At 63.9% G+C, this 18,096-nt stretch carries 18 protein-coding genes and 1 tRNA gene; 14 read left to right on the top strand and 5 right to left on the bottom strand.

The genetic code is table 11. From position 1 onward, the window contains the following. From VL52_RS01855 to recG, 4 genes are all read left to right on the top strand, one after another. Positions 1 to 462: a DUF4124 domain-containing protein gene (locus tag VL52_RS01855; protein ID WP_046155451.1), complete on the top strand. Its 462-nt coding sequence runs from the start codon at positions 1 to 3 to the stop codon at positions 460 to 462. After that, positions 462 to 1,298 (top strand): PhzF family phenazine biosynthesis protein, encoded by an 837-nt coding sequence (locus VL52_RS01850; RefSeq protein WP_046155450.1) that lies wholly within the window; start codon positions 462 to 464, stop codon positions 1,296 to 1,298. The genes VL52_RS01855 and VL52_RS01850 overlap by 1 nt, the downstream gene beginning before the upstream one ends. A gap of 98 nt (positions 1,299 to 1,396) precedes the next feature. Beyond that, complete coding sequence (locus VL52_RS01845) at positions 1,397 to 1,828, top strand: DUF2147 domain-containing protein (protein ID WP_046155449.1); 432 nt, start codon at positions 1,397 to 1,399, stop codon at positions 1,826 to 1,828. Positions 1,829 to 2,104: 276 nt separating this feature from the next. Then, complete coding sequence (gene recG / locus VL52_RS01840) at positions 2,105 to 4,153, top strand: ATP-dependent DNA helicase RecG (protein WP_046155448.1); 2,049 nt, start codon at positions 2,105 to 2,107, stop codon at positions 4,151 to 4,153. 196 nt (positions 4,154 to 4,349) lie between these two features. Here recG and VL52_RS01835 read toward each other — a convergent pair whose 3' ends face one another. The 5 genes from VL52_RS01835 to pstS form a co-directional block, all read right to left on the bottom strand. After that, a complete protein-coding gene (locus tag VL52_RS01835) occupies positions 4,350 to 5,804 on the bottom strand; it encodes an inorganic phosphate transporter (protein ID WP_021476490.1) in 1,455 nt (484 codons plus the stop codon). A gap of 243 nt (positions 5,805 to 6,047) precedes the next feature. Beyond that, positions 6,048 to 6,821 (bottom strand): phosphate ABC transporter ATP-binding protein PstB, encoded by a 774-nt coding sequence (pstB, locus tag VL52_RS01830; protein ID WP_186009439.1) that lies wholly within the window; start codon positions 6,819 to 6,821, stop codon positions 6,048 to 6,050. A 3-nt stretch (positions 6,822 to 6,824) separates the two neighbouring features. Further along, positions 6,825 to 7,715, bottom strand: coding sequence for a phosphate ABC transporter permease PstA (gene pstA / locus VL52_RS01825; protein WP_021476492.1), 891 nt, complete (start codon positions 7,713 to 7,715; stop codon positions 6,825 to 6,827). A 34-nt stretch (positions 7,716 to 7,749) separates the two neighbouring features. Then, entirely contained in the window at positions 7,750 to 8,712 is a 963-nt protein-coding gene (gene pstC, locus VL52_RS01820; RefSeq protein ID WP_021476493.1) for a phosphate ABC transporter permease subunit PstC, read from the bottom strand. A gap of 83 nt (positions 8,713 to 8,795) precedes the next feature. After that, entirely contained in the window at positions 8,796 to 9,833 is a 1,038-nt protein-coding gene (gene pstS / locus VL52_RS01815) for a phosphate ABC transporter substrate-binding protein PstS (RefSeq protein WP_046155446.1), read from the bottom strand. A 172-nt stretch (positions 9,834 to 10,005) separates the two neighbouring features. Between pstS and tpiA the strand changes: the two genes are divergently transcribed. The 10 genes from tpiA to nuoG all read left to right on the top strand — a co-directional run bounded on the left by tpiA (position 10,006) and on the right by nuoG (position 18,096). Beyond that, on the top strand, positions 10,006 to 10,752 hold the full coding sequence (gene tpiA / locus VL52_RS01810; RefSeq protein WP_082113579.1) for a triose-phosphate isomerase: 747 nt from the start codon (positions 10,006 to 10,008) through the stop codon (positions 10,750 to 10,752). 1 nt (position 10,753) lies between these two features. Then, complete coding sequence (secG, locus tag VL52_RS01805) at positions 10,754 to 11,104, top strand: preprotein translocase subunit SecG (protein ID WP_021476496.1); 351 nt, start codon at positions 10,754 to 10,756, stop codon at positions 11,102 to 11,104. A 19-nt stretch (positions 11,105 to 11,123) separates the two neighbouring features. Beyond that, positions 11,124 to 11,208: transfer RNA gene (locus tag VL52_RS01800), tRNA-Leu, on the top strand. 91 nt (positions 11,209 to 11,299) lie between these two features. Further along, positions 11,300 to 11,656: an NADH-quinone oxidoreductase subunit A gene (locus tag VL52_RS01795; protein ID WP_011134496.1), complete on the top strand. Its 357-nt coding sequence runs from the start codon at positions 11,300 to 11,302 to the stop codon at positions 11,654 to 11,656. Continuing rightward, positions 11,647 to 12,123 carry a NuoB/complex I 20 kDa subunit family protein gene (locus VL52_RS01790; RefSeq protein ID WP_011134497.1) on the top strand — a complete coding sequence of 159 codons (477 nt, stop codon included), beginning with the start codon at positions 11,647 to 11,649 and terminating at the stop codon, positions 12,121 to 12,123. Before VL52_RS01795 ends, VL52_RS01790 begins: the two co-directional genes overlap by 10 nt. A 10-nt stretch (positions 12,124 to 12,133) precedes the next feature. Continuing rightward, entirely contained in the window at positions 12,134 to 12,730 is a 597-nt protein-coding gene (locus tag VL52_RS01785) for an NADH-quinone oxidoreductase subunit C (protein WP_046155445.1), read from the top strand. Beyond that, a complete protein-coding gene (locus VL52_RS01780) occupies positions 12,723 to 13,976 on the top strand; it encodes an NADH-quinone oxidoreductase subunit D (RefSeq protein ID WP_046155444.1) in 1,254 nt (417 codons plus the stop codon). Before VL52_RS01785 ends, VL52_RS01780 begins: the two co-directional genes overlap by 8 nt. Next, positions 13,976 to 14,476 (top strand): NADH-quinone oxidoreductase subunit NuoE, encoded by a 501-nt coding sequence (nuoE, locus tag VL52_RS01775; protein ID WP_021476499.1) that lies wholly within the window; start codon positions 13,976 to 13,978, stop codon positions 14,474 to 14,476. Before VL52_RS01780 ends, nuoE begins: the two co-directional genes overlap by 1 nt. Beyond that, positions 14,476 to 15,771, top strand: coding sequence for an NADH-quinone oxidoreductase subunit NuoF (gene nuoF / locus VL52_RS01770; protein WP_046155443.1), 1,296 nt, complete (start codon positions 14,476 to 14,478; stop codon positions 15,769 to 15,771). Before nuoE ends, nuoF begins: the two co-directional genes overlap by 1 nt. Positions 15,772 to 15,774: 3 nt before the next feature. After that, positions 15,775 to 18,096, top strand: a complete 2,322-nt coding sequence (nuoG, locus tag VL52_RS01765; protein WP_046155442.1) for an NADH-quinone oxidoreductase subunit NuoG — start codon at positions 15,775 to 15,777, stop codon at positions 18,094 to 18,096.

The raw sequence follows: 18,096 nt of genomic DNA, 5'->3' as shown, positions 1-18,096 counted from the left end.
ATGAGATACGCGCTGTGTTGCCTGCTGTTGGGAGCGATGAACTGCCAGGCCGAAGTATTCAAGTGCCGGAACGTCGATGGCAGCGTGGTCTATGGCCAGCAGCCATGCCCGGCGGGCAGCCAGACAGTGGAAATGGATAGGCATCCGTTCAGCGTGATAGAGCAGAACGATGGCGGCCAGACGGCGAAGCGCTATCGCGAGCAATTGCGGCAGTGGTCGGACCTGCGCGACAAAAGCCGGCAGGCAGATGCCAAGGCGGAGCTGCGCGAACGGAGCGCGCAGCGCAGGAAATGGCTGGCCGAGCGCGAGCATTGCCGCAGGCTGGACGCCAAGCGCGCGGCGCTGGACGCTAACCTGCGCCGCGGCCAGCCGCTGCAGGAGGCCGAGCGCGTGAAACTTCGTCTTGCCAAGGTGGAGGATCAAATGCAGGATCGCGCCTGCCACCTATACAAGGAGGATTGATGGGCGCTTACCGATTCCAGATCGTCAACGTGTTCGCCGAGCAACGCTTCGGCGGCAATCCGTTGGCGGTATTCACCGATGCCGCGGGTTTGTCGGATGACGACATGCAGCTGATCGCGCGGCAGTTCAATTTGTCGGAAACCGCGTTCCTGCTGCCCGGGGATGCCGATTGTGTCGCCAGCCTGCGTATTTTCACGCCTGGCAGCGAACTACTCTTCGGCGGCCACCCTACGCTGGGCTGCGCGGCGGTGCTGCATGCGCGCGGGGAGTCGGGAGATGATTTCACGCTGCGGACCCGCTCCGGCCTGATCCCGATCCGACATGTCGACGGCGTGTTCCGGCTGCGGGCGCTGCCTGCGTCGGTCCGGTCCGGCTGCAGCGCCGGCGAGGCCGCGGCGATGCTGGGTCTGGCCGAAGGAGATGTGCGGCATGCGCCGCAATGGGTGGATGCCGGCAGCGAACAGCTGTTGATCGGCCTCTCCAGCCGCGAGGCGGTGCTGCGCGCGAAGCCCGATCCCGCATTGTTCGCCAGGCATGCGGCGGGGTGTCCCGGCAACGGCGTAGCCTACGTCTGGCATCAGTATGGCGGCGTCGCCACCGTGCGCTTGTTCTTCAAACAGGATGGCGCGGTCCTGGAGGATCCCGGCACCGGCAGCGCCTGCGCCAACCTGGGCGGCTGGTGCGCGCTGAATGGTCTCGCGCCGCTGTCGTGGCGGGTGGAGCAGGGTGAGGCGATGGGGCGTTCCTGCGTGCTTTATCTGGATGTGGATGCGGCCGGCTCGATAGCCGTCGGCGGCAGGGTGAGGTTCTTGGGAGAGGGCGAGTTGCGCTGCTGATTCCGTCTCCCGGCTTGACTGGCCTGCCCGCTATTGGCATCCTAGAGCCGCTACTCCAAACTGTTGTTTCATAACAAACGAGACGAGGAAAAAACATCATGATCCGAATCGCCAAAGCCGCCTGCCTCGCGACCGCGCTGGGCCTGGTCAGCCAACTGGCGCTGGCCGGCAGCGCCGCCGGCCTGTGGAAGACCATTGACGACGAAACCAAGCAGGCCAAGGCCCTGGTGCAGATCAACGAAGCGCCCAACGGCGAACTGACCGGCAAGGTGATCAAGCTCTACCTGCACCCGGACGCGGTGTGCGACAAGTGCGACGGCGCCAACAAGGGCAAGTCGGTGAACGGCATGCAGATCCTGTGGGGCCTGAAGAAGAGCGGAGAGGAATGGTCCGACGGCCAGATCCTGGATCCGAAGTCCGGCAAGATCTACACCTCCGGCGCCAAGCTGATGGACGACGGCAAGAGACTGCGCGTGCGCGGCTACATCGGCCCGTTCTTCCGCACTCAGGTGTGGGAACGCCAGCAGTAAGCCGACGGACGCCAGGTCCATCGAAAGGCGGAAGCCGGCGCGAGCCGCTTCCGCTTTTTGCGTGTTGAAAACACGCCGCGAGCATAGCGAGGCTCCCTTGCAGGGCAAGGGCGGGGGGTTGGGATTCGATGGTCAGGCGGCGGGCGTGCCCACTGATTTGGCGAGACCCGGCTAGGCCGGATCCTGCCACATCGAATCCATATCTGACCTGCCGCCTGAATGGAAGCCGGCGCGAGCCGCTTCCGCCTTTCTCATTGTTGGGTACAATCGCTACTCATGAATTCCCCGATCGATCTCGCCAACCAGCCGCCGGCGGCGCCGGCCGCGCTGGTCAAGAAGCTGGAGAAGCTGGGCATACGCCGCCGCTTCGACCTGGTGCTGCACCTGCCGCTGCGCTACGAGGACGAAACCCATCTGTACCCGATCGCCGACGCGCCCTACGGCCAGCCGGCGCTGGTGGAGGGTACCGTCACCGCGCACGAGGTCAGCTACAAGCCGCGCAAGCAGCTCAGGGTGCAGATCGAGGACGGCAGCGGCACGCTGCTGCTGCGCTTCATCCATTTCTATCCCAGCCAGCTCAAGCAGTTTGTCGAGGGCAGCCGCGTGCGCGCGCTGGGCGAGATCCGCCGCGGCTTCGCCGGCGACGAGATGGTCCATCCCAAGACCCGCGAAGTGCGCGAGGGCGCGCCGCTGGCCGACAGCCTGACCCCGGTCTACCCGACGGTCAACGGCCTGACCCAGCCGGTGCTGCGCAAGCTGGTGCACGCCGAGCTGAAATCGCAGCGGCTGGACGAGCTGCTGCCGGCGCCGTTGATGGCGCCGCTGGCCCTGCTGCCGTTCGCCGACGCCATCCGCCTGCTGCATCTGCCGCCGCCGGAGTGGTCGGCGCAGCAACTGGCCGATCCGCAGCTGCCGGCCTGGCAGCGGCTGAAATTCGACGAATTGCTGGCGCAGCAGCTATCGATGCGCCTCGCCTACCGCGCGCGCCGGCTCGGGCACGCGCCGCGCATCGCCGGCGACGGCAGCCTGAGCGAGAAACTGCTGGCCCATCTGCCATTCCAGCTGACCGGCGCGCAGCGCAGGGTGCTGGACGAGGTCCGCGCCGACATGCGGCAGGCGCATCCGATGCATAGGCTGCTGCAGGGCGACGTCGGCAGCGGCAAGACCATCGTCGCCGCGCTGGCGGCGCTGTCGGCGATCGAGGCCGGCTACCAGGTGGCGCTGATGGCGCCGACCGAAATCCTGGCCGAGCAGCACTATTTGAAGCTGTCCGGCTGGCTGGCGCCGCTGGGCATCGGCGTGTCCTGGCTGTCCGGCAGCCTGCGCAAGAAGGCCAAGCAGCAAGCGCTGGACGAGATCGCCTCCGGCCAATGCCGGCTGGCGGTGGGCACCCATGCCTTGTTCCAGGACGACGTGGCCTTCCAGAAGCTGGGGCTGGCCATCGTCGACGAGCAGCACCGCTTCGGCGTCGGCCAGCGGCTGGCGCTGCAGGACAAGGGCGAGGAGCCCCATCAGCTGATGATGTCGGCCACGCCCATCCCGCGCACGCTGGCGATGAGCTTCTACGCCGACCTGGACGTATCGGCGATAGACGAGCTGCCGCCGGGCCGCACCCCCATCGTCACCAAGCTGATCGGCAGTCCGCGCCGCGCCGAGGTGGTGCAGTTCGTCGAGAAGACCTGCGCCGAGGGCAATCAGGCCTACTGGGTGTGCCCGCTGATCGAGGAATCCGAGGCGCTGCAACTGCAGACGGCGGTGGATTGCCATCAGCAGCTGCTGCAGGACTTGCCGGGCCGCCGCATCGGCCTGGTGCATGGCCGGATGAAGGCGGCGGAGAAGGCCGAGGCGATGGCGGCGTTCGGGGCGGGCCAGCTGGACGTGCTGGTGGCGACGACGGTGATCGAGGTCGGCGTCGACGTGCCCAATGCCAGCCTGATGGTGATCGAGCACGCCGAGCGCATGGGCCTCGCGCAATTGCACCAGCTGCGCGGCCGGGTAGGGCGGGGCAGCGCCAGGAGCGTGTGCGTGCTGTTGTTCGAGAACCCCTTGTCCGATCTGGCCAAAGCGCGGCTGAAGGTGATCTACGAGAATACCGACGGTTTCGAGATCGCCCGCCAGGATCTGCAGATCCGCGGTCCCGGCGAGTTTCTGGGCGCGCGGCAAAGCGGCTTGCCGATGCTGCGCTTTGCCGACCTGGAGCAGGATCAGGCGCTGCTGGAGGCGGCGCGCGATCTGGCGCCGGTCTTGCTGGAACGCTGGCCGCGGGAGGCCGAGGCGCATCTGGAGCGCTGGCTGGCCGGGCGCGAGCAATTCCTCAAGGCGTAAAAAAATCCGCCGCGATTGGGGGAAATCGCGGCGGCGAGGGAGGATTGCTGCAAACAAAAGAAACCATTAATGAAGCAGGCGTATATTAGCAATCAATGAATTTTTCGTTCAAGCGCGGACAGCCGCTCCGTTGACCTGGATCAAGCATGAAAAAAGCCGCTCATCGAGCGGCTTTTGCGTTTGGGCGCGGTTTGGGTCAGAACCACTGCGCCGCCAGGTAGTACAGGCCGGCGGCCAGGCCCATCGAGGCAGGCAGCGTGAACAGCCAGGCCAGCGCGATCGAGCGCACGGTGCTCATCTGCAGGCCGGCCTTGTCGGCGATCATGGTGCCGGCCACGCCGCTGGACAGCACGTGGGTGGTGGACACCGGGAAGCCGAACCAGCTGGCCAGGCCGATGGACACGGCGGCGGTGGTCTGCGCGGCCACGCCCTGGGCGTAGGTCATGTCTTTCTTGCCGATGCCTTCGCCCACGGTCTTCACCACGCGGCGCCAGCCTATCATGGTGCCGATGCCCAGCGCCAAGGCCACGGCCACGATCACCCAGGTGGGCGCGTATTCTGTGGTGGTGGTCAGATCCTTGCGCAGATTGCTCAGCAGCTGCTTGTCGTCTGAGGACAGCTTGGGCAGATCGGCTGCCTTCTTGGCGGCGTCGTCCAGGCACAAGAGCTGGGTGCGCACGTCCCAGCGCTGAGAGGCGCTGAGGGTATGGTAGTCGTTGCCGTCGCCCATCAGCTTCAGCAGCTGGTCGGCGGTGGCCACCGTCTGCTGCGGGTGGCACTCGTACTGGCTGGTGCTGGTGGACTTGACGATGATCTTGGACAGATCGGCCTCGTGGCGCTGGTAGAACTGCTGCAGATGCTGAGCCGCGTCGCGGGTGCGCTCCAACTGGTACGGGGTGCTGTCCAGGTTCAGCACGAACTTGGCCGGCACGATGCCGATCAGCACCAGCATCACCAGGCCGACGCCCTTCTGGCCGTCGTTGGAGCCGTGGGCGAAGCTGACGCCCATCGCCGACACGATCAGCATGAAGCGGGTCCAGAACGGCGGATGCTTGCGGCCCTCCACCTGCTGGCGCTGGTACGGGGTTTTGTGGACGTTGCTGCGAGGACGGAAGCGCCGCAACAGGATGACGATCAGGCCCGCCATCACCGCGCCGGCGATCGGCGACACCAATAGCGAGGCGCCGACGTCGATCGCCTTGCCCCAGTTGATGCCGTGCGACAGCGAGGTGTTGTTGATGAAGCTGTTGGCCACGCCCACGCCCAGAATGGCGCCGATCAGCGTGTGGCTGCTGGACGCCGGCAGGCCCAGATACCAGGTGCCGAGGTTCCACAGGATGGCGGCGGCGAGCAGGGCGAACACCATCGCCATGCCGCGGCTGGTGTTCACCGAGATCAGCAGGTCCACCGGCAGCAGGTGCACGATGGCGTAGGCGACGGCCAGGCCGCCGCTCATCACGCCGAGGAAGTTGCAGACGCCGGAATAGAACACGGCCAGGCGCGGCTTCATCGACTGGGTGTAGATGACGGTGGCGACGGCGTTGGCGGTATCGTGAAAACCGTTGATGAACTCAAAGGCGAGCACGAAGCCCAGAGAAAGCATCAAAGTGATGGCTACATGGGTATCGAGCCCGGAAAACAGGTCCAGCATGGCGTGTCAGCGTTTATCGTAAAGGCGGGATTGTTGTGTTCCGCGCCATGGCCGTCAAGTCTTTATAAAAAAAAATAAAGCGTGTGGTTTTGCCTGCGAAAACGGCAAAATCTTCTTGACAGCGCTGGGTTGCAAGACGGCTAAGTCCATGATTTTGCAAAATGGCGTCATCATTATTGCTTAGCCGGACGGCATGAAAAACGGCTGGCGGAATCGAGCCTCCAGCCGTCTCTGGGGATGGGATCAGCCGAATTTGCCGGTGATGTAGTCCTCGGTCGCCTTCTTCTGCGGCGTGGTGAAGATGGTGTCGGTATGGCCGAACTCCACCATCTCGCCCAGATACATGTAGGCGGTGTAATCGGACACCCGCGCCGCCTGCTGCATATTGTGCGTCACGATGGCGATGGTGTAGTCCTCTTTCAGTTCGTGGATCAGCTCTTCGATGTGGGCGGTGGAGATCGGGTCCAGCGCCGAGGTCGGCTCGTCCAACAGCAGCACTTCCGGCTTGGAGGCCACCGCGCGGGCGATGCACAGCCGCTGCTGCTGGCCGCCGGACAGCGAATTGCCGGACTGCTTGAGCTTGTCCTTCACCTCGTCCCACAGCGCGGCCTTGCGCAGCGCCCATTCGACGCGGTCTTCCATCTCGCCCTTGGACAGCTTCTCGTACAGCTTCACGCCGAAGGTGATGTTGTCGTAGATCGACATCGGGAACGGCGTCGGCTTCTGGAACACCATGCCCACTTTGGCGCGCAGCAGGTTGACGTCGACGTCGCGCGCCAGGATGTTCTGGCCGTCCAGCATGATCTCGCCCTCGGCGCGCAGGCCGGGGTAGAGCTCGTACATGCGGTTGAAGGTGCGCAGCAGCGTGGATTTGCCGCAGCCGGACGGGCCGATGAAGGCGGTCACCTTGCGCGGCGCGATCTCCAGCTGAATGCCCTTCAGCGCGTGGAAGTTGCCGTAGAAGAAGTTCAGGTCGCGGACCTCGAGCTTGGAGGCGGTGCTGGTCATGGTTGTCATGCCTTAATTCGATTGATTCTTGCGGCCGCCCATCCAGCGGGCGACGATGTTCAGGGCGAGGACGCTGAAAGTGATCAGCAGCGAGCCGGCCCAGGCCAGCGTGTGCCAGTCCTCGTAGGGGCTCATCGCGAACTGGAAGATCACGATCGGCAGGTTGGCCATCGGCTGGTTCATATTGCTGTTGAAGAACTGGTTGTTCAACGCGGTGAACAGCAAGGGCGCGGTTTCGCCGGAAATCCGGGCCACCGCCAACAGGATGCCGGTCAGCACGCCGGCCTGCGCCGCGCGCAGCGTCACGGTCAGCGTCACCTTCCATTGCGGCGCGCCGAGCGCGGCGGCGGCTTCGCGCAGGCTGTTCGGCACCAGGCGCAGCATGTTCTCGGTGGTGCGCACCACCACTGGGATCACCAGGATGGCCAGCGCGAAGGAGCCGGCCCAGCCGGAGAAGTGGCCGACCGACACCACGTACACCTCGTACACGAACAGGCCGATCACGATGGACGGCGCCGACAGCAGGATGTCGTTGATGAAGCGGGTGATGGGCGCCAGCCAGCCGCGCTGGCCGAATTCGGCCAGGTAGATGCCGGCCAGGATGCCGATCGGCGTGCCGAACAGCGTGCCGAAGGCGGTCATCACCAGGCTGCCGTATATGGCGTTGGCCAGGCCGCCGGCGGAGCCCGGCGGCGGCGTACTTTCGGTGAATACCTGCCAGCTGATGCCGGACAGGCCGTGCTGCAGCAGCGTGATCAGGATCCAGAACAGCCAGAACAGGCCGAAAACCATGGTCAGCATCGACGCGGCCATGGTCAGCCGGTTGACCAGCCGGCGCCGGCGATAAGTGAGGCTATCCTGCTTCAGGCCGGATGCGGGGGCGGTGCGCAAGGCGTCGTTCATTGTCGCTTGGCTCATCGTTTTGACGTCTTTCATGTCAGGAAGGCTTGCCTTCCTGCTTCTTCAGGCGCAGCAGCAGCAGTTTGGAGCAGGACAGCACCACGAAGGTGATGAAGAACAGGATCAGGCCCAGTTCGATCAGCGAGCCCATGTACAGGTCGCCGTTGGCTTCGGCGAATTCATTGGCCAGCGACGAGGCGATGGAGTTGCCCGGCTCGAACAGGCTGGTGGAAAAGCGGGTGGAGTTGCCGATCACGAAAGTGACCGCCATGGTTTCGCCCAGCGCGCGTCCCAGGCCCAGCATGATGCCGCCGACGACGCCGGTCTTGGTGTAGGGCAGCACCACGTAGCGCACCACCTCCCAGGTGGTGGAGCCCAGGCCGTAGGCCGACTCCTTCAGCATGGTGGGCACCACTTCGAACACGTCGCGCATCACCGAGGCGATGAACGGAATCACCATGATGGCTAGGATCAGGCCGGCGGAGAACAGGCCGATGCCCATCGGCGCCCCCTGGAACAGGAAGCCCAGCAGAGGCAGCTCGCCCAGATTGTCGATCAGCCATGGCTGGATGTGGTCGGCGAAGAACGGGGCGAACACGAACAGGCCCCACATGCCGTAGATGATGGACGGAATGCCGGCCAGCAACTCGACGGCGATGCCCAGCGGGCGCTTGAGCCAGGTCGGGCACAGCTCGGTCAGGAACAGCGCGATGCCGAAGCTGACCGGCACGCCGATCAGCAAGGCGATGAAGGACGTGGCCAGGGTGCCGAAGATGGGCACGACGGCGCCGAATTTTTCCTGCACCGGATCCCAGTCGGTATTGAACAGGAAGCTCCAGCCGAAGCCCTTGATGCTGGGCATGGCGCCGACCAGCAGCGAAAGGAGGATGCCCAGCAGCAGCGCCAGCACCAGGAAGGCGAAACAGCGGGTGGTCACCCGGAAGATTTTGTCCAGCAGCTGCTGGCGTCCCAGTTGCTGCTCATAGCTCAGTTTTTGCATGCGCCGATTCTTGATGGTTCAGACACAAGGCCGGAGAGAGCGAACTCCCCCCGGCCTGGGTGCGACAGTATAAGCGTCGCCTGTCAGTTCCAGACAGCCTTGCCGCTGCCGTCGGTGATTTGTTTCCAGCTGGTGCGGATCACGCCCTTCACGCTATCGGGCATCGGGATGTAATCCAGTTCCTGCGCGGTTTTGTCGCCGTTCTTGTATGCCCAGTCGAAGTACTTCAGCACTTCGGTGGCCTGCGCCGGCTTGTCCTGCTTCTTGTGCATCAGGATGAAGGTGGCGCCGGCGATCGGCCAGCTCTGCTTGCCCGGCTGGTTGGTCAGCAGCAGGTAGAAGCCCGGCGCTTTCTTCCAATCGGCGTTGGCGGCTGCGGCCTTGAACGAGGCTTCATCCGGCTTGACGAAGGCGCCGGACTGGTTCTGCAGCAGGCCGTAGGCCAGCTTGTTCTGCTTGGCGTAGGCGTATTCGACGTAGCCGATGGCGCCCTTGATGCGCGACACGTAGTTGGCCACGCCCTCGTTGCCCTTGCCGCCCACCGAGCTGCCCTTCCAGCTGACGGCGGTGTTGGAGCCGACGTCCTTCGCCCATTCCGGCGATACCTTGGACAGATAGTTGGTGAAGATGAAGGTGGTGCCGGAGCCGTCGGAGCGGCGGACGACCGAGATGCGCTGGTCGGGCAGCTTGACGCCCGGGTTCAGCTTGGCGATGGCCGGATCGTTCCACTTGGCTACCTTGCCCAGGTAGATGTCGGCCAAGAGCGCGCCGGTGAATTTGATCTGGCCGGCGGCGACGCCCGGGATGTTGTACACCGGCACCACGCCGCCCATCACGGTCGGGAACTGAGTCAGTCCGGACTTTTCCAGCTCTTCCGGCTTCAGCGGCATGTCGGACGCGCCGAAATCCACGGTCTTGGACTGGATCTGCTTGATGCCGCCGCCGGAACCGATGGACTGGTAGTTCATGTTGTTGCCGGTGCTGCCCTTGTAGGTCGCCGCCCACTTGGCGTACAGCGGGTAGGGGAAGGTCGCGCCGGCGCCGGTGATGTCAGCCGCGTAGACCGAGCCTGCGATCAGCGTGGAGCCGAGGACTGCGGCCAGACGAACAGACTGTTTCATTGCTTAACTCCCGAACGAAAGGATGGGACTGCGTTTGTGATGGTCGCCATCGTATCGGGCGAATCTTTCAGTAATATTACAAGTCGTAAATGCTTGATCCAGGCCCATTGGAGCGGTGGGGCAGGGCGCGCTATAATCGGCGCCAACCAAGCAACATGAAGTGGAGAAACGCATGTCCGGCAAACTGGTGATTGGCAACTGGAAGATGAACACCCGCGGCGACAGCGCCCGCCAGCTGGCGGCGGCCTTGCTAGCCGACGAAAAAACCAATCGCGAAGGCGTCGGCATCGCCGCTCCCGCCGTCTACCTGGCTGCGCTGGCCGAGCAACTGAAAGGCGGCAACATTGCCTTGTCCTCCCAGGATGTCAGCCGCTTCGCCGCCGACGGCGCCTTCACCGGAGAGGTGAGCGCCGCGATGCTGGCCGACGTGGGCTGCCGCTACGCGCTGGTCGGCCACTCCGAGCGCCGCCAGTATTTCCGCGAAGACAACGCCGCGCTGCTGGCCAAGATGCGCAATGCCATCGCCGCCGGCGTGGTCCCGGTGCTGTGCGTCGGGGAGACGCTGGAGCAGCGCGAGTCCGGCGCTTATCTGGATGTGGTGCGGGAACAGCTTGCCATCCTGGCCGATATCGCCGATGGTGAATACGTTGTCGCCTACGAGCCGGTGTGGGCCATCGGCACCGGCAAGGTGGCGTCGCTTGAGCAGATCGCCGAAATCCACGCATTCATCAAAAATTGGTGCTTGCAAAACGTTTCCGGCTCCGATAAGATTCGCGTCCTCTACGGCGGCAGTGTCAAAGCAGAGAATGCCGAGGCGATCCTGGCGACGGAAAACGTCGGCGGAGCACTGGTCGGAGGGGCCTCTCTGGACGCCGGTTCATTCAGAGTGATTTGCCAAGCCGCAGGAAAAATGATATAGTATGGAACTTCTCAAGACGCTTATTTGGATTGTAAATCTGCTGTCCGCAGCATCTATCATCGTCCTTGTTCTGATGCAGCATGGCAAGGGTGCGGATATGGGCGCGGCTTTTGGTAGTGGCTCGTCCGGCAGTCTGTTCGGGGCGTCTGGTTCTGCGAATTTCTTGAGCAGAACGACCGCGGTTGCTGCCGCGGTGTTTTTCTCGACTTCTTTGGCGCTGGTCTTTCTTTCCGGGGGTGGAAAGAGCGATCTCGGCGTGATGGGCGGTAAGATTGAACAGGCTGTGCCGCAAATCCCGGCAGGCGCGCCTAATAAAAATGCTTCGGGAACGGCTTCCAAAATCCCGGAGTAACAATTTAAAGCTTTGCTGTGCCGACATGGTGAAATTGGTAGACACGCTATCTTGAGGGGGTAGTGGCGAAAGCTGTGTGAGTTCGAGTCTCACTGTCGGCACCACCATTCAAAAACAGGCCACCGGGACTCCGGTGGCCTGTTTTATTTGGAGCCAAGAGGGGGCGACCCCTCTTTTTTTGGGGGTGTACGGGAAATGCTGCAAAACTACTTTCCCATTCTGATGTTTGTCATCGTCGGACTTCTGGTCGGCGTGGGCCCTATTGTCTTGGGCAAACTGCTGGCACCAAACCGTCCCGACGCTGAGAAACTTTCTCCATACGAATGCGGCTTCGAGGCCTTCGAAGATGCCCGCATGAAGTTTGACGTCCGCTATTACCTGATCGCCATTCTCTTCATCCTGTTCGACCTGGAAATCGCCTTCCTGTTTCCGTGGGCGGTGGTGTTGAAGGATCTGGGCGTCTATGGTTTGGGCGTGATGGTCGAATTTCTGGCCGTGCTGACGCTCGGCTTCGTCTACATGTGGAAGAAGGGAGCTCTGGAATGGGAGTAGAAGGGATTCTGGAGAAAGGCTTCGTCACCACGACAGCCGACAAGCTTATCAACTATACCCGCACGGGTTCTCTGTGGCCGATGACCTTCGGCCTGGCCTGTTGTGCGGTGGAAATGATGCACGCCGGCGCGGCGCGTTATGACCTCGACCGCTTCGGCGTCGTGTTCCGTCCCAGCCCCCGCCAGTCCGACCTGATGATCGTCGCCGGCACGCTGTGCAACAAGATGGCGCCGGCCCTGCGCAAGGTTTACGACCAGATGGCCGAGCCGCGCTGGGTGATCTCGATGGGCTCCTGTGCCAACGGCGGCGGCTACTATCACTATTCCTATTCTGTAGTTCGCGGCTGCGACCGCATCGTGCCTGTGGATGTCTACGTGCCGGGCTGTCCGCCGACCGCGGAAGCGCTGCTGTACGGCATCATCCAGCTGCAGAACAAGATCAAACGTACCAACACCATCGCCCGCTAAGGTAGAAACTATGGCCTCCAAGAAAATGGAAGCGTTGGGTTCGGTCGTTGCCGCGGCGCTGGGCGACAAGCTCGTGAGCAGCACGCAGGCTTTGGACGAGCTGACCATCGTCTGCAAGGCGTCCGATCTGCCGTCCGTGGCGCTGACGCTGCGCGACCACGCCGACCTCGCCTTCGAGCAGTGCATCGACGTCTGCGGCATGGACTACAGCGCCTACCGCGACGAGCCGTGGGACGGTCCGCGCTTCGCCGCCGTGTACCATCTGCTGTCCGTCAAGCTGAACCATCGCATCCGCCTGCGCGTCTTCGCCGCAGACGACGATTTCCCGGTGATCCCATCGGTCAACGACGTCTGGAACGCCGCCAACTGGTTCGAGCGCGAAGCGTTCGATCTGTACGGCATCGTGTTCGAAGGCCATCCCGACCTGCGCCGCCTGCTGACCGACTACGGTTTCGTCGGCCACCCGTTCCGCAAGGACTTCCCCTTGTCCGGCCACGTGGAAATGCGCTACGACCCGACCCAGCAGCGCGTGATCTATCAGCCGGTCACCATCGAACCGCGCGAAATCACGCCGCGCATCATCCGCGAGGAGAATTACGGTGGCTGAGATCCGTAACTACACCCTCAACTTCGGCCCGCAACACCCGGCCGCGCACGGCGTGCTGCGCCTGGTGCTGGAACTGGACGGCGAAGTCGTCCAGCGCGCCGACCCGCACATCGGCCTGCTGCACCGCGGCACCGAGAAGCTGGCCGAGAGCAAGACCTTCATCCAGTCGCTGCCGTACATGGACCGTCTCGACTACGTGTCGATGATGTGCAACGAGCACGCCTACTGCCTGGCCATCGAGAAAATGATGGGCATCGAGGTGCCGGAGCGCGCGCAATACATCCGCGTGATGTTCGCCGAAATCACCCGCGTGCTGAACCACCTGCTGTGGATCGGCGCCCACGCGCTGGACATCGGCGCGATGACGATGTTCCTGTACGCGTTCCGCGAGCGCGAAGACCTGATGGACTGCTACGAGGCGGTGTCGGGCGCGCGCATGCACGCGGCTTACTTCCGTCCGGGCGGCGTCTACCGCGACCTGCCGGACAGCATGCCGCAGTACACCGTGTCCAAGATCAAGAACGCCAAAGAGCTGGCGCGCCTGAACGAAGGCCGCAAGGGCTCGATGCTGGACTTCATCAGCGATTTCACCGACCGTTTCCCGGGCTACGTCGACGAGTACGAAACCCTGCTGACCGACAACCGCATCTGGAAGCAGCGGACCGTGGGCATCGGCGTGGTGACGGCCGAGCGCGCCCTGAATCTGGGCATGACCGGCCCGATGCTGCGCGGTTCCGGCATCGCCTGGGACCTGCGCAAGACCCAGCCGTACGATGTGTACGACAAGATGGACTTCGACGTGCCGGTGGGCGTGGGCGGCGACTGCTACGACCGCTACCTGGTCCGCGTCGAGGAGATGCGCCAGTCCAACCGCATCATCCAGCAGTGCGTGGCCTGGCTGCGCGCCAACCCCGGCCCGGTGATCACCGACAACCATAAGGTGGCTCCGCCTTCGCGCGAAGGCATGAAGTCCAATATGGAAGACCTGATCCACCACTTCAAGCTGTTCACCGAAGGCATGCACGTGCCGGAAGGCGAGGCTTACGCCGCGGTGGAGCACCCGAAGGGCGAGTTCGGCATCTACCTGGTGTCCGACGGCGCCAACAAACCGTACCGCCTCAAGATCCGCGCGCCGGGCTATGCCCACTTGGCCGCGCTGGACGAGATGGCAAAGGGCCACATGATCGCCGACGTCGTCGCGATCATCGGTACGCAGGATATCGTGTTTGGGGAGATTGACCGCTGATGCTGTCCGCACAATCGCTAGCCTTGATCGACCGCGAGGTCGCCAAATATCCGGCCGACCAGAAACGCTCCGCCGTCATGGGCGCGCTGCGCATCGCGCTGGACGAGCGGCGCGCCGCCGGTGAGACCCCGGAAGCGCGCTGCCTGAACCAGGAGCTGATCGAGTTCGTCGCGAACTACCTGGGCATCGCCCCGGTGGCCGCCTACGAAGTCGCCACCTTCTACAACATGTACGACATGAAGCCGGTGGGCAAATTCAAGATCACCGTCTGCACCAACCTGCCCTGTGCGCTGTCCGGCGGCGTCAACGCCGCGGAGTACATCTCGAAGAAGCTGGGCATCGCCATCGGCGAAACCAGCGCCGACGGCATGTACACCCTGCTGGAAGGTGAATGCATGGGCGCCTGCGGCGACGCGCCGGTCTTGCTGGTGAACAACCACAAGATGTGCAGCTTCATGACGCCCGCAGCAATCGATAAAAAACTGGCGGAGTTGAAATAATGGCTGTCTTCGCTAATGGCGTGATTTTCGACGGCGTCGACACCGCGCAGCCCGACTGCTGGCGTCTGGACGCCTACGTGGCCCGCGGCGGCTACCAGGCGCTGCGCCGCATCCTCGACTCCAAGATGACGCAGGAAGACGTGATCGCGGAAGTGAAGAACTCCGGCCTGCGCGGCCGCGGCGGCGCGGGCTTCCCGACCGGCCTGAAATGGAGCTTCATGCCGCGCTCGTTCCCGGGCGACAAGTACGTCGTCTGCAATACGGACGAGGGCGAGCCGGGCACCTTCAAGGACCGCGACATCATCCGCTACAACCCGCACTCGCTGATCGAGGGCATGATCATCGCCGGTTACGCGATGGGCACCAAGGCGGGTTACAACTACATCCACGGCGAAATCTTCGAGGACTACGTGTTGTTCGAAGAGGCGCTGGAAGAGGCGCGCAAGGCGGGTTTCCTGGGCCAGAACATCCTGGGCTCGGGCTTCAACTTCGACCTGTTCGCCCACCACGGCTACGGCGCCTACATCTGCGGCGAGGAAACCGCGCTGCTGGAATCGCTGGAAGGCAAAAAGGGCCAGCCGCGCTTCAAGCCGCCGTTCCCGGCCAGTTTCGGCCTGTACGGCAAGCCGACCACGATCAACAACACCGAATCGTTCGCTTCGGTGCCTTTCATCATCCGCGACGGCGCGCAGACCTTCCTCGAGAAGGGCAAGCCGAACAACGGCGGCACCAAGCTGTTCTCGGTTTCCGGCCACGTCAACCGTCCGGGCAACTACGAGATCGCGCTGGGCACCCCGTTCTCCGAGCTGCTGGAAATGGCCGGCGGCATGCGCGACGGCAAGAAGCTGAAGGCGGTGATCCCGGGCGGCTCGTCCGCTCCGGTGCTGCCGGCCGACATCATGATGCAGTGCACGATGGACTACGACAGCATCGCCAAAGCCGGTTCGATGCTGGGTTCGGGCGCCGTGATCGTGATGAACGAGGACGTGTGCATGGTCAAGGCGCTGGAGCGTCTGGCCTATTTCTACCACGAAGAGTCCTGCGGCCAGTGCACGCCGTGCCGCGAAGGCACCGGCTGGCTGTACAAGGTGATCCATCGCATCGTCAATGGCCAAGGCCGCAAGGGCGATCTGGAGCTCCTGGATTCCGTGGGCAACAACATGGCCGGCCGCACCATCTGCGCGCTGGCCGACGCCGCGGTGTTCCCGGTTCGCAGTTTCACCAAGCATTTCCGCGAGGAGTTCGAATACGCGATCGAACACGGAAAGACCTTGGTGGATCACAAATGGTGTTGAGCGATGCTTGAAATCGAAATCGACGGTAAGAAACTGACGGTGCCGCAAGGCAGCACCGTCATCGAGGCGGCCCACTCGGTGGGCACCTACATTCCGCACTTCTGCTACCACAAGAAGCTGTCCATCGCGGCCAACTGCCGGATGTGCCTGGTGGAAGTGGAAAAGGCGCCGAAGCCGCTGCCGGCCTGTGCCACCCCCGTCACCGACGGCATGAAGGTCCATACCGCGTCGCCGCTGGCCAAGAAGGCCCAGCAGGGCGTGATGGAATTCCTGCTGATCAACCACCCGCTGGATTGCCCGATCTGCGACCAGGGCGGCGAATGCCAGCTGCAGGATCTGGCGGTCGGCTACGGCAACTCCACCTCGCGCTACGAGGAAGAGAAGCGCGTGGTGGTGGGCAAGGACATGGGCCCGCTGGTTTCCGCCGAGGAAATGTCGCGCTGCATCCACTGCACGCGCTGCGTCCGCTTCACTGAAGAAGTGGGCGGCTTCCAGGAAATCGGCATGGCCAACCGCAGCGAGTTCTCCGAGATCCTGCCGTTCCTGGGCAAGACCGTGGACTCGGAAATCTCCGGCAACGTGATCGACTTGTGCCCGGTGGGCGCGCTGACGTCCAAGCCGTTCCGCTACAGCACCCGCGCCTGGGAGCTGTCGCGCCGCAAGTCGGTGAGCCCGCACGACGGCCTCGGCTCCAACCTGGTGGTCCAGGTGAAGAGCAACGAAGTGATGCGCGTGCTGCCGCTGGAAAACGAAGCCATCAACGAGTGCTGGATCGCCGACCGCGACCGCTTCTCGTACGAAGGCCTGAACAGCGCCGAGCGTCTCTCCAAGCCGATGATCAAGTTCGACGGCAAGTGGCACGAGACCGACTGGGAAACCGCGCTGAACTACGTGGTGAAGGGCCTGAACGGCGTGTCCGCCGATCACGGCAAGGACGCCATCGGCTTCCTGCTGAACCCGCACTCCACCACCGAGGAACTGCACCTGGCCCAGAAGCTGGCCCGAGCCTTCGGCGTCGACGCCATCGACTACCGCCTGCGCCGCAGCGACTTCTCCGCCGACAGCGCCAAGCAGGGCGCCGAATGGCTGGGCTCCACCATCGCCGAACTGGCCGACGCCAAGTCGGTGCTGGCGGTGGGGTCCTCGCTGCGCAAGGAACAGCCGCTGCTGGCCTCCCGCCTGCGCGCATCGGTCAAGAAGGGTTCCGAGCTCAACATTATCCACGTCGCCGACGACAATCTGCTGACCAAGATCAACGGCAAGCTGATCGTGTCGCCGCTGGCGCTGGTGAACGCGCTGTCACAGGTGCTGAAGGCTGTGGCCGAGATCAAGTCCGGCTCCAGCGAAATCGACCTGGCGTCGGTGGAAGTGTCCGCCCAGGCGCGCGTCATCGCTGAAAGCCTGACCGGCGCCGAGACCGCGTCCATCGTGCTGGGCAACGTCGCGCAACACCACCCGGCTTACGGCCAGCTGCTGTCGCTGGCCCAGGAAATCTCCCGCCTGTCCGGCGCGCGTTTCGGCATCCTGGCCGAAGCCGCCAACAGCGTGGGCGCCGAGCTGGTGGGCGCGCTGCCGAAGACCGGCGACAACGCCGCCGCGATGATCGCCAAGCCGAAGAAGGCCTACTTCCTGCTGAACACCGAAGTGGAGTTCGACAGCTACAACCCGCAGGCCGCCGTGGCCGCGATGAAGCAGGCCGCCACCGTGATCGCGCTGACCGCCTACAAGGGCCAGGGCCTGCTGGATTACGCCGACGTGCTGCTGCCGATCGCGCCGTTCTCCGAGACCGCCGGCTCCTTCGTCAATATGGAAGGCAAGCTGCAGACCTTCAACGGCGTGGTGAAGCCGCTGGGCGAAACCCGTCCGGCCTGGAAGGTGCTGCGCGTGCTGGGCAATATGCTGAGCCTGTCCGGCTTCGAGCAGAACAGCGCCGAGGAAGTCCGCGCCGAGTTCGGCGATCAGGCCGCCAAGCTGAACAACGCGCTGTCCAAGGTCGCCGCTAATCCGGCCGTGTCCTCCGGCATCGTCCGCGTAGGCGAAGTGCCGATGTACCAGGCCGACGCCATCTGCCGCCGCGCGGCGTCGCTGCAGCAAACCAACGAAGCCAAGGGCGCCGCCGCCGTCCGCGCGCACAGCGGCCTGCTGGCCAAGCTGGGCGTGGCCGCCGGTTCCGCCGCGCTGCTGAAGCAGGGCGAGGGCGAGGCGCGCGTTTCGGTCGAAGCCGACGACAGCCTGCCGGCCGACGTGGTACGGGTCGCCGCCGCGCACGCTTCCACGCTGGCGCTGGGCGGCATGTTCGACGCAATCGAGATCAAGCAGGGGTAA

It is taken from the genome of Chromobacterium vaccinii (assembly GCF_000971335.1).
In the GTDB taxonomy this organism is placed as follows: domain Bacteria; phylum Pseudomonadota; class Gammaproteobacteria; order Burkholderiales; family Chromobacteriaceae; genus Chromobacterium; species Chromobacterium vaccinii.
Note: the sequence above shows the minus strand (reverse complement) of the source record. Positions and strands in the feature narration are given on the sequence as shown.

Bases quoted from the DNA above. Each gene is read 5' to 3' on its own strand.
- VL52_RS01855 (WP_046155451.1), top strand. From the start codon at position 1: ATGAGATACGCGCTGTGTTGCCTGCTGTTGGGAGCGATGAACTGCCAG.
- VL52_RS01850 (WP_046155450.1), top strand. From the start codon at position 462: ATGGGCGCTTACCGATTCCAGATCGTCAACGTGTTCGCCGAGCAACGC.
- VL52_RS01845 (WP_046155449.1), top strand. From the start codon at position 1,397: ATGATCCGAATCGCCAAAGCCGCCTGCCTCGCGACCGCGCTGGGCCTG.
- recG (WP_046155448.1), top strand. From the start codon at position 2,105: ATGAATTCCCCGATCGATCTCGCCAACCAGCCGCCGGCGGCGCCGGCC.
- VL52_RS01835 (WP_021476490.1), bottom strand. From the start codon at position 5,804: ATGCTGGACCTGTTTTCCGGGCTCGATACCCATGTAGCCATCACTTTG.
- pstB (WP_186009439.1), bottom strand. From the start codon at position 6,821: ATGACAACCATGACCAGCACCGCCTCCAAGCTCGAGGTCCGCGACCTG.
- pstA (WP_021476492.1), bottom strand. From the start codon at position 7,715: ATGAACGACGCCTTGCGCACCGCCCCCGCATCCGGCCTGAAGCAGGAT.
- pstC (WP_021476493.1), bottom strand. From the start codon at position 8,712: ATGCAAAAACTGAGCTATGAGCAGCAACTGGGACGCCAGCAGCTGCTG.
- pstS (WP_046155446.1), bottom strand. From the start codon at position 9,833: ATGAAACAGTCTGTTCGTCTGGCCGCAGTCCTCGGCTCCACGCTGATC.
- tpiA (WP_082113579.1), top strand. From the start codon at position 10,006: ATGTCCGGCAAACTGGTGATTGGCAACTGGAAGATGAACACCCGCGGC.
- secG (WP_021476496.1), top strand. From the start codon at position 10,754: ATGGAACTTCTCAAGACGCTTATTTGGATTGTAAATCTGCTGTCCGCA.
- VL52_RS01795 (WP_011134496.1), top strand. From the start codon at position 11,300: ATGCTGCAAAACTACTTTCCCATTCTGATGTTTGTCATCGTCGGACTT.
- VL52_RS01790 (WP_011134497.1), top strand. From the start codon at position 11,647: ATGGGAGTAGAAGGGATTCTGGAGAAAGGCTTCGTCACCACGACAGCC.
- VL52_RS01785 (WP_046155445.1), top strand. From the start codon at position 12,134: ATGGCCTCCAAGAAAATGGAAGCGTTGGGTTCGGTCGTTGCCGCGGCG.
- nuoE (WP_021476499.1), top strand. From the start codon at position 13,976: ATGCTGTCCGCACAATCGCTAGCCTTGATCGACCGCGAGGTCGCCAAA.
- nuoF (WP_046155443.1), top strand. From the start codon at position 14,476: ATGGCTGTCTTCGCTAATGGCGTGATTTTCGACGGCGTCGACACCGCG.
- nuoG (WP_046155442.1), top strand. From the start codon at position 15,775: ATGCTTGAAATCGAAATCGACGGTAAGAAACTGACGGTGCCGCAAGGC.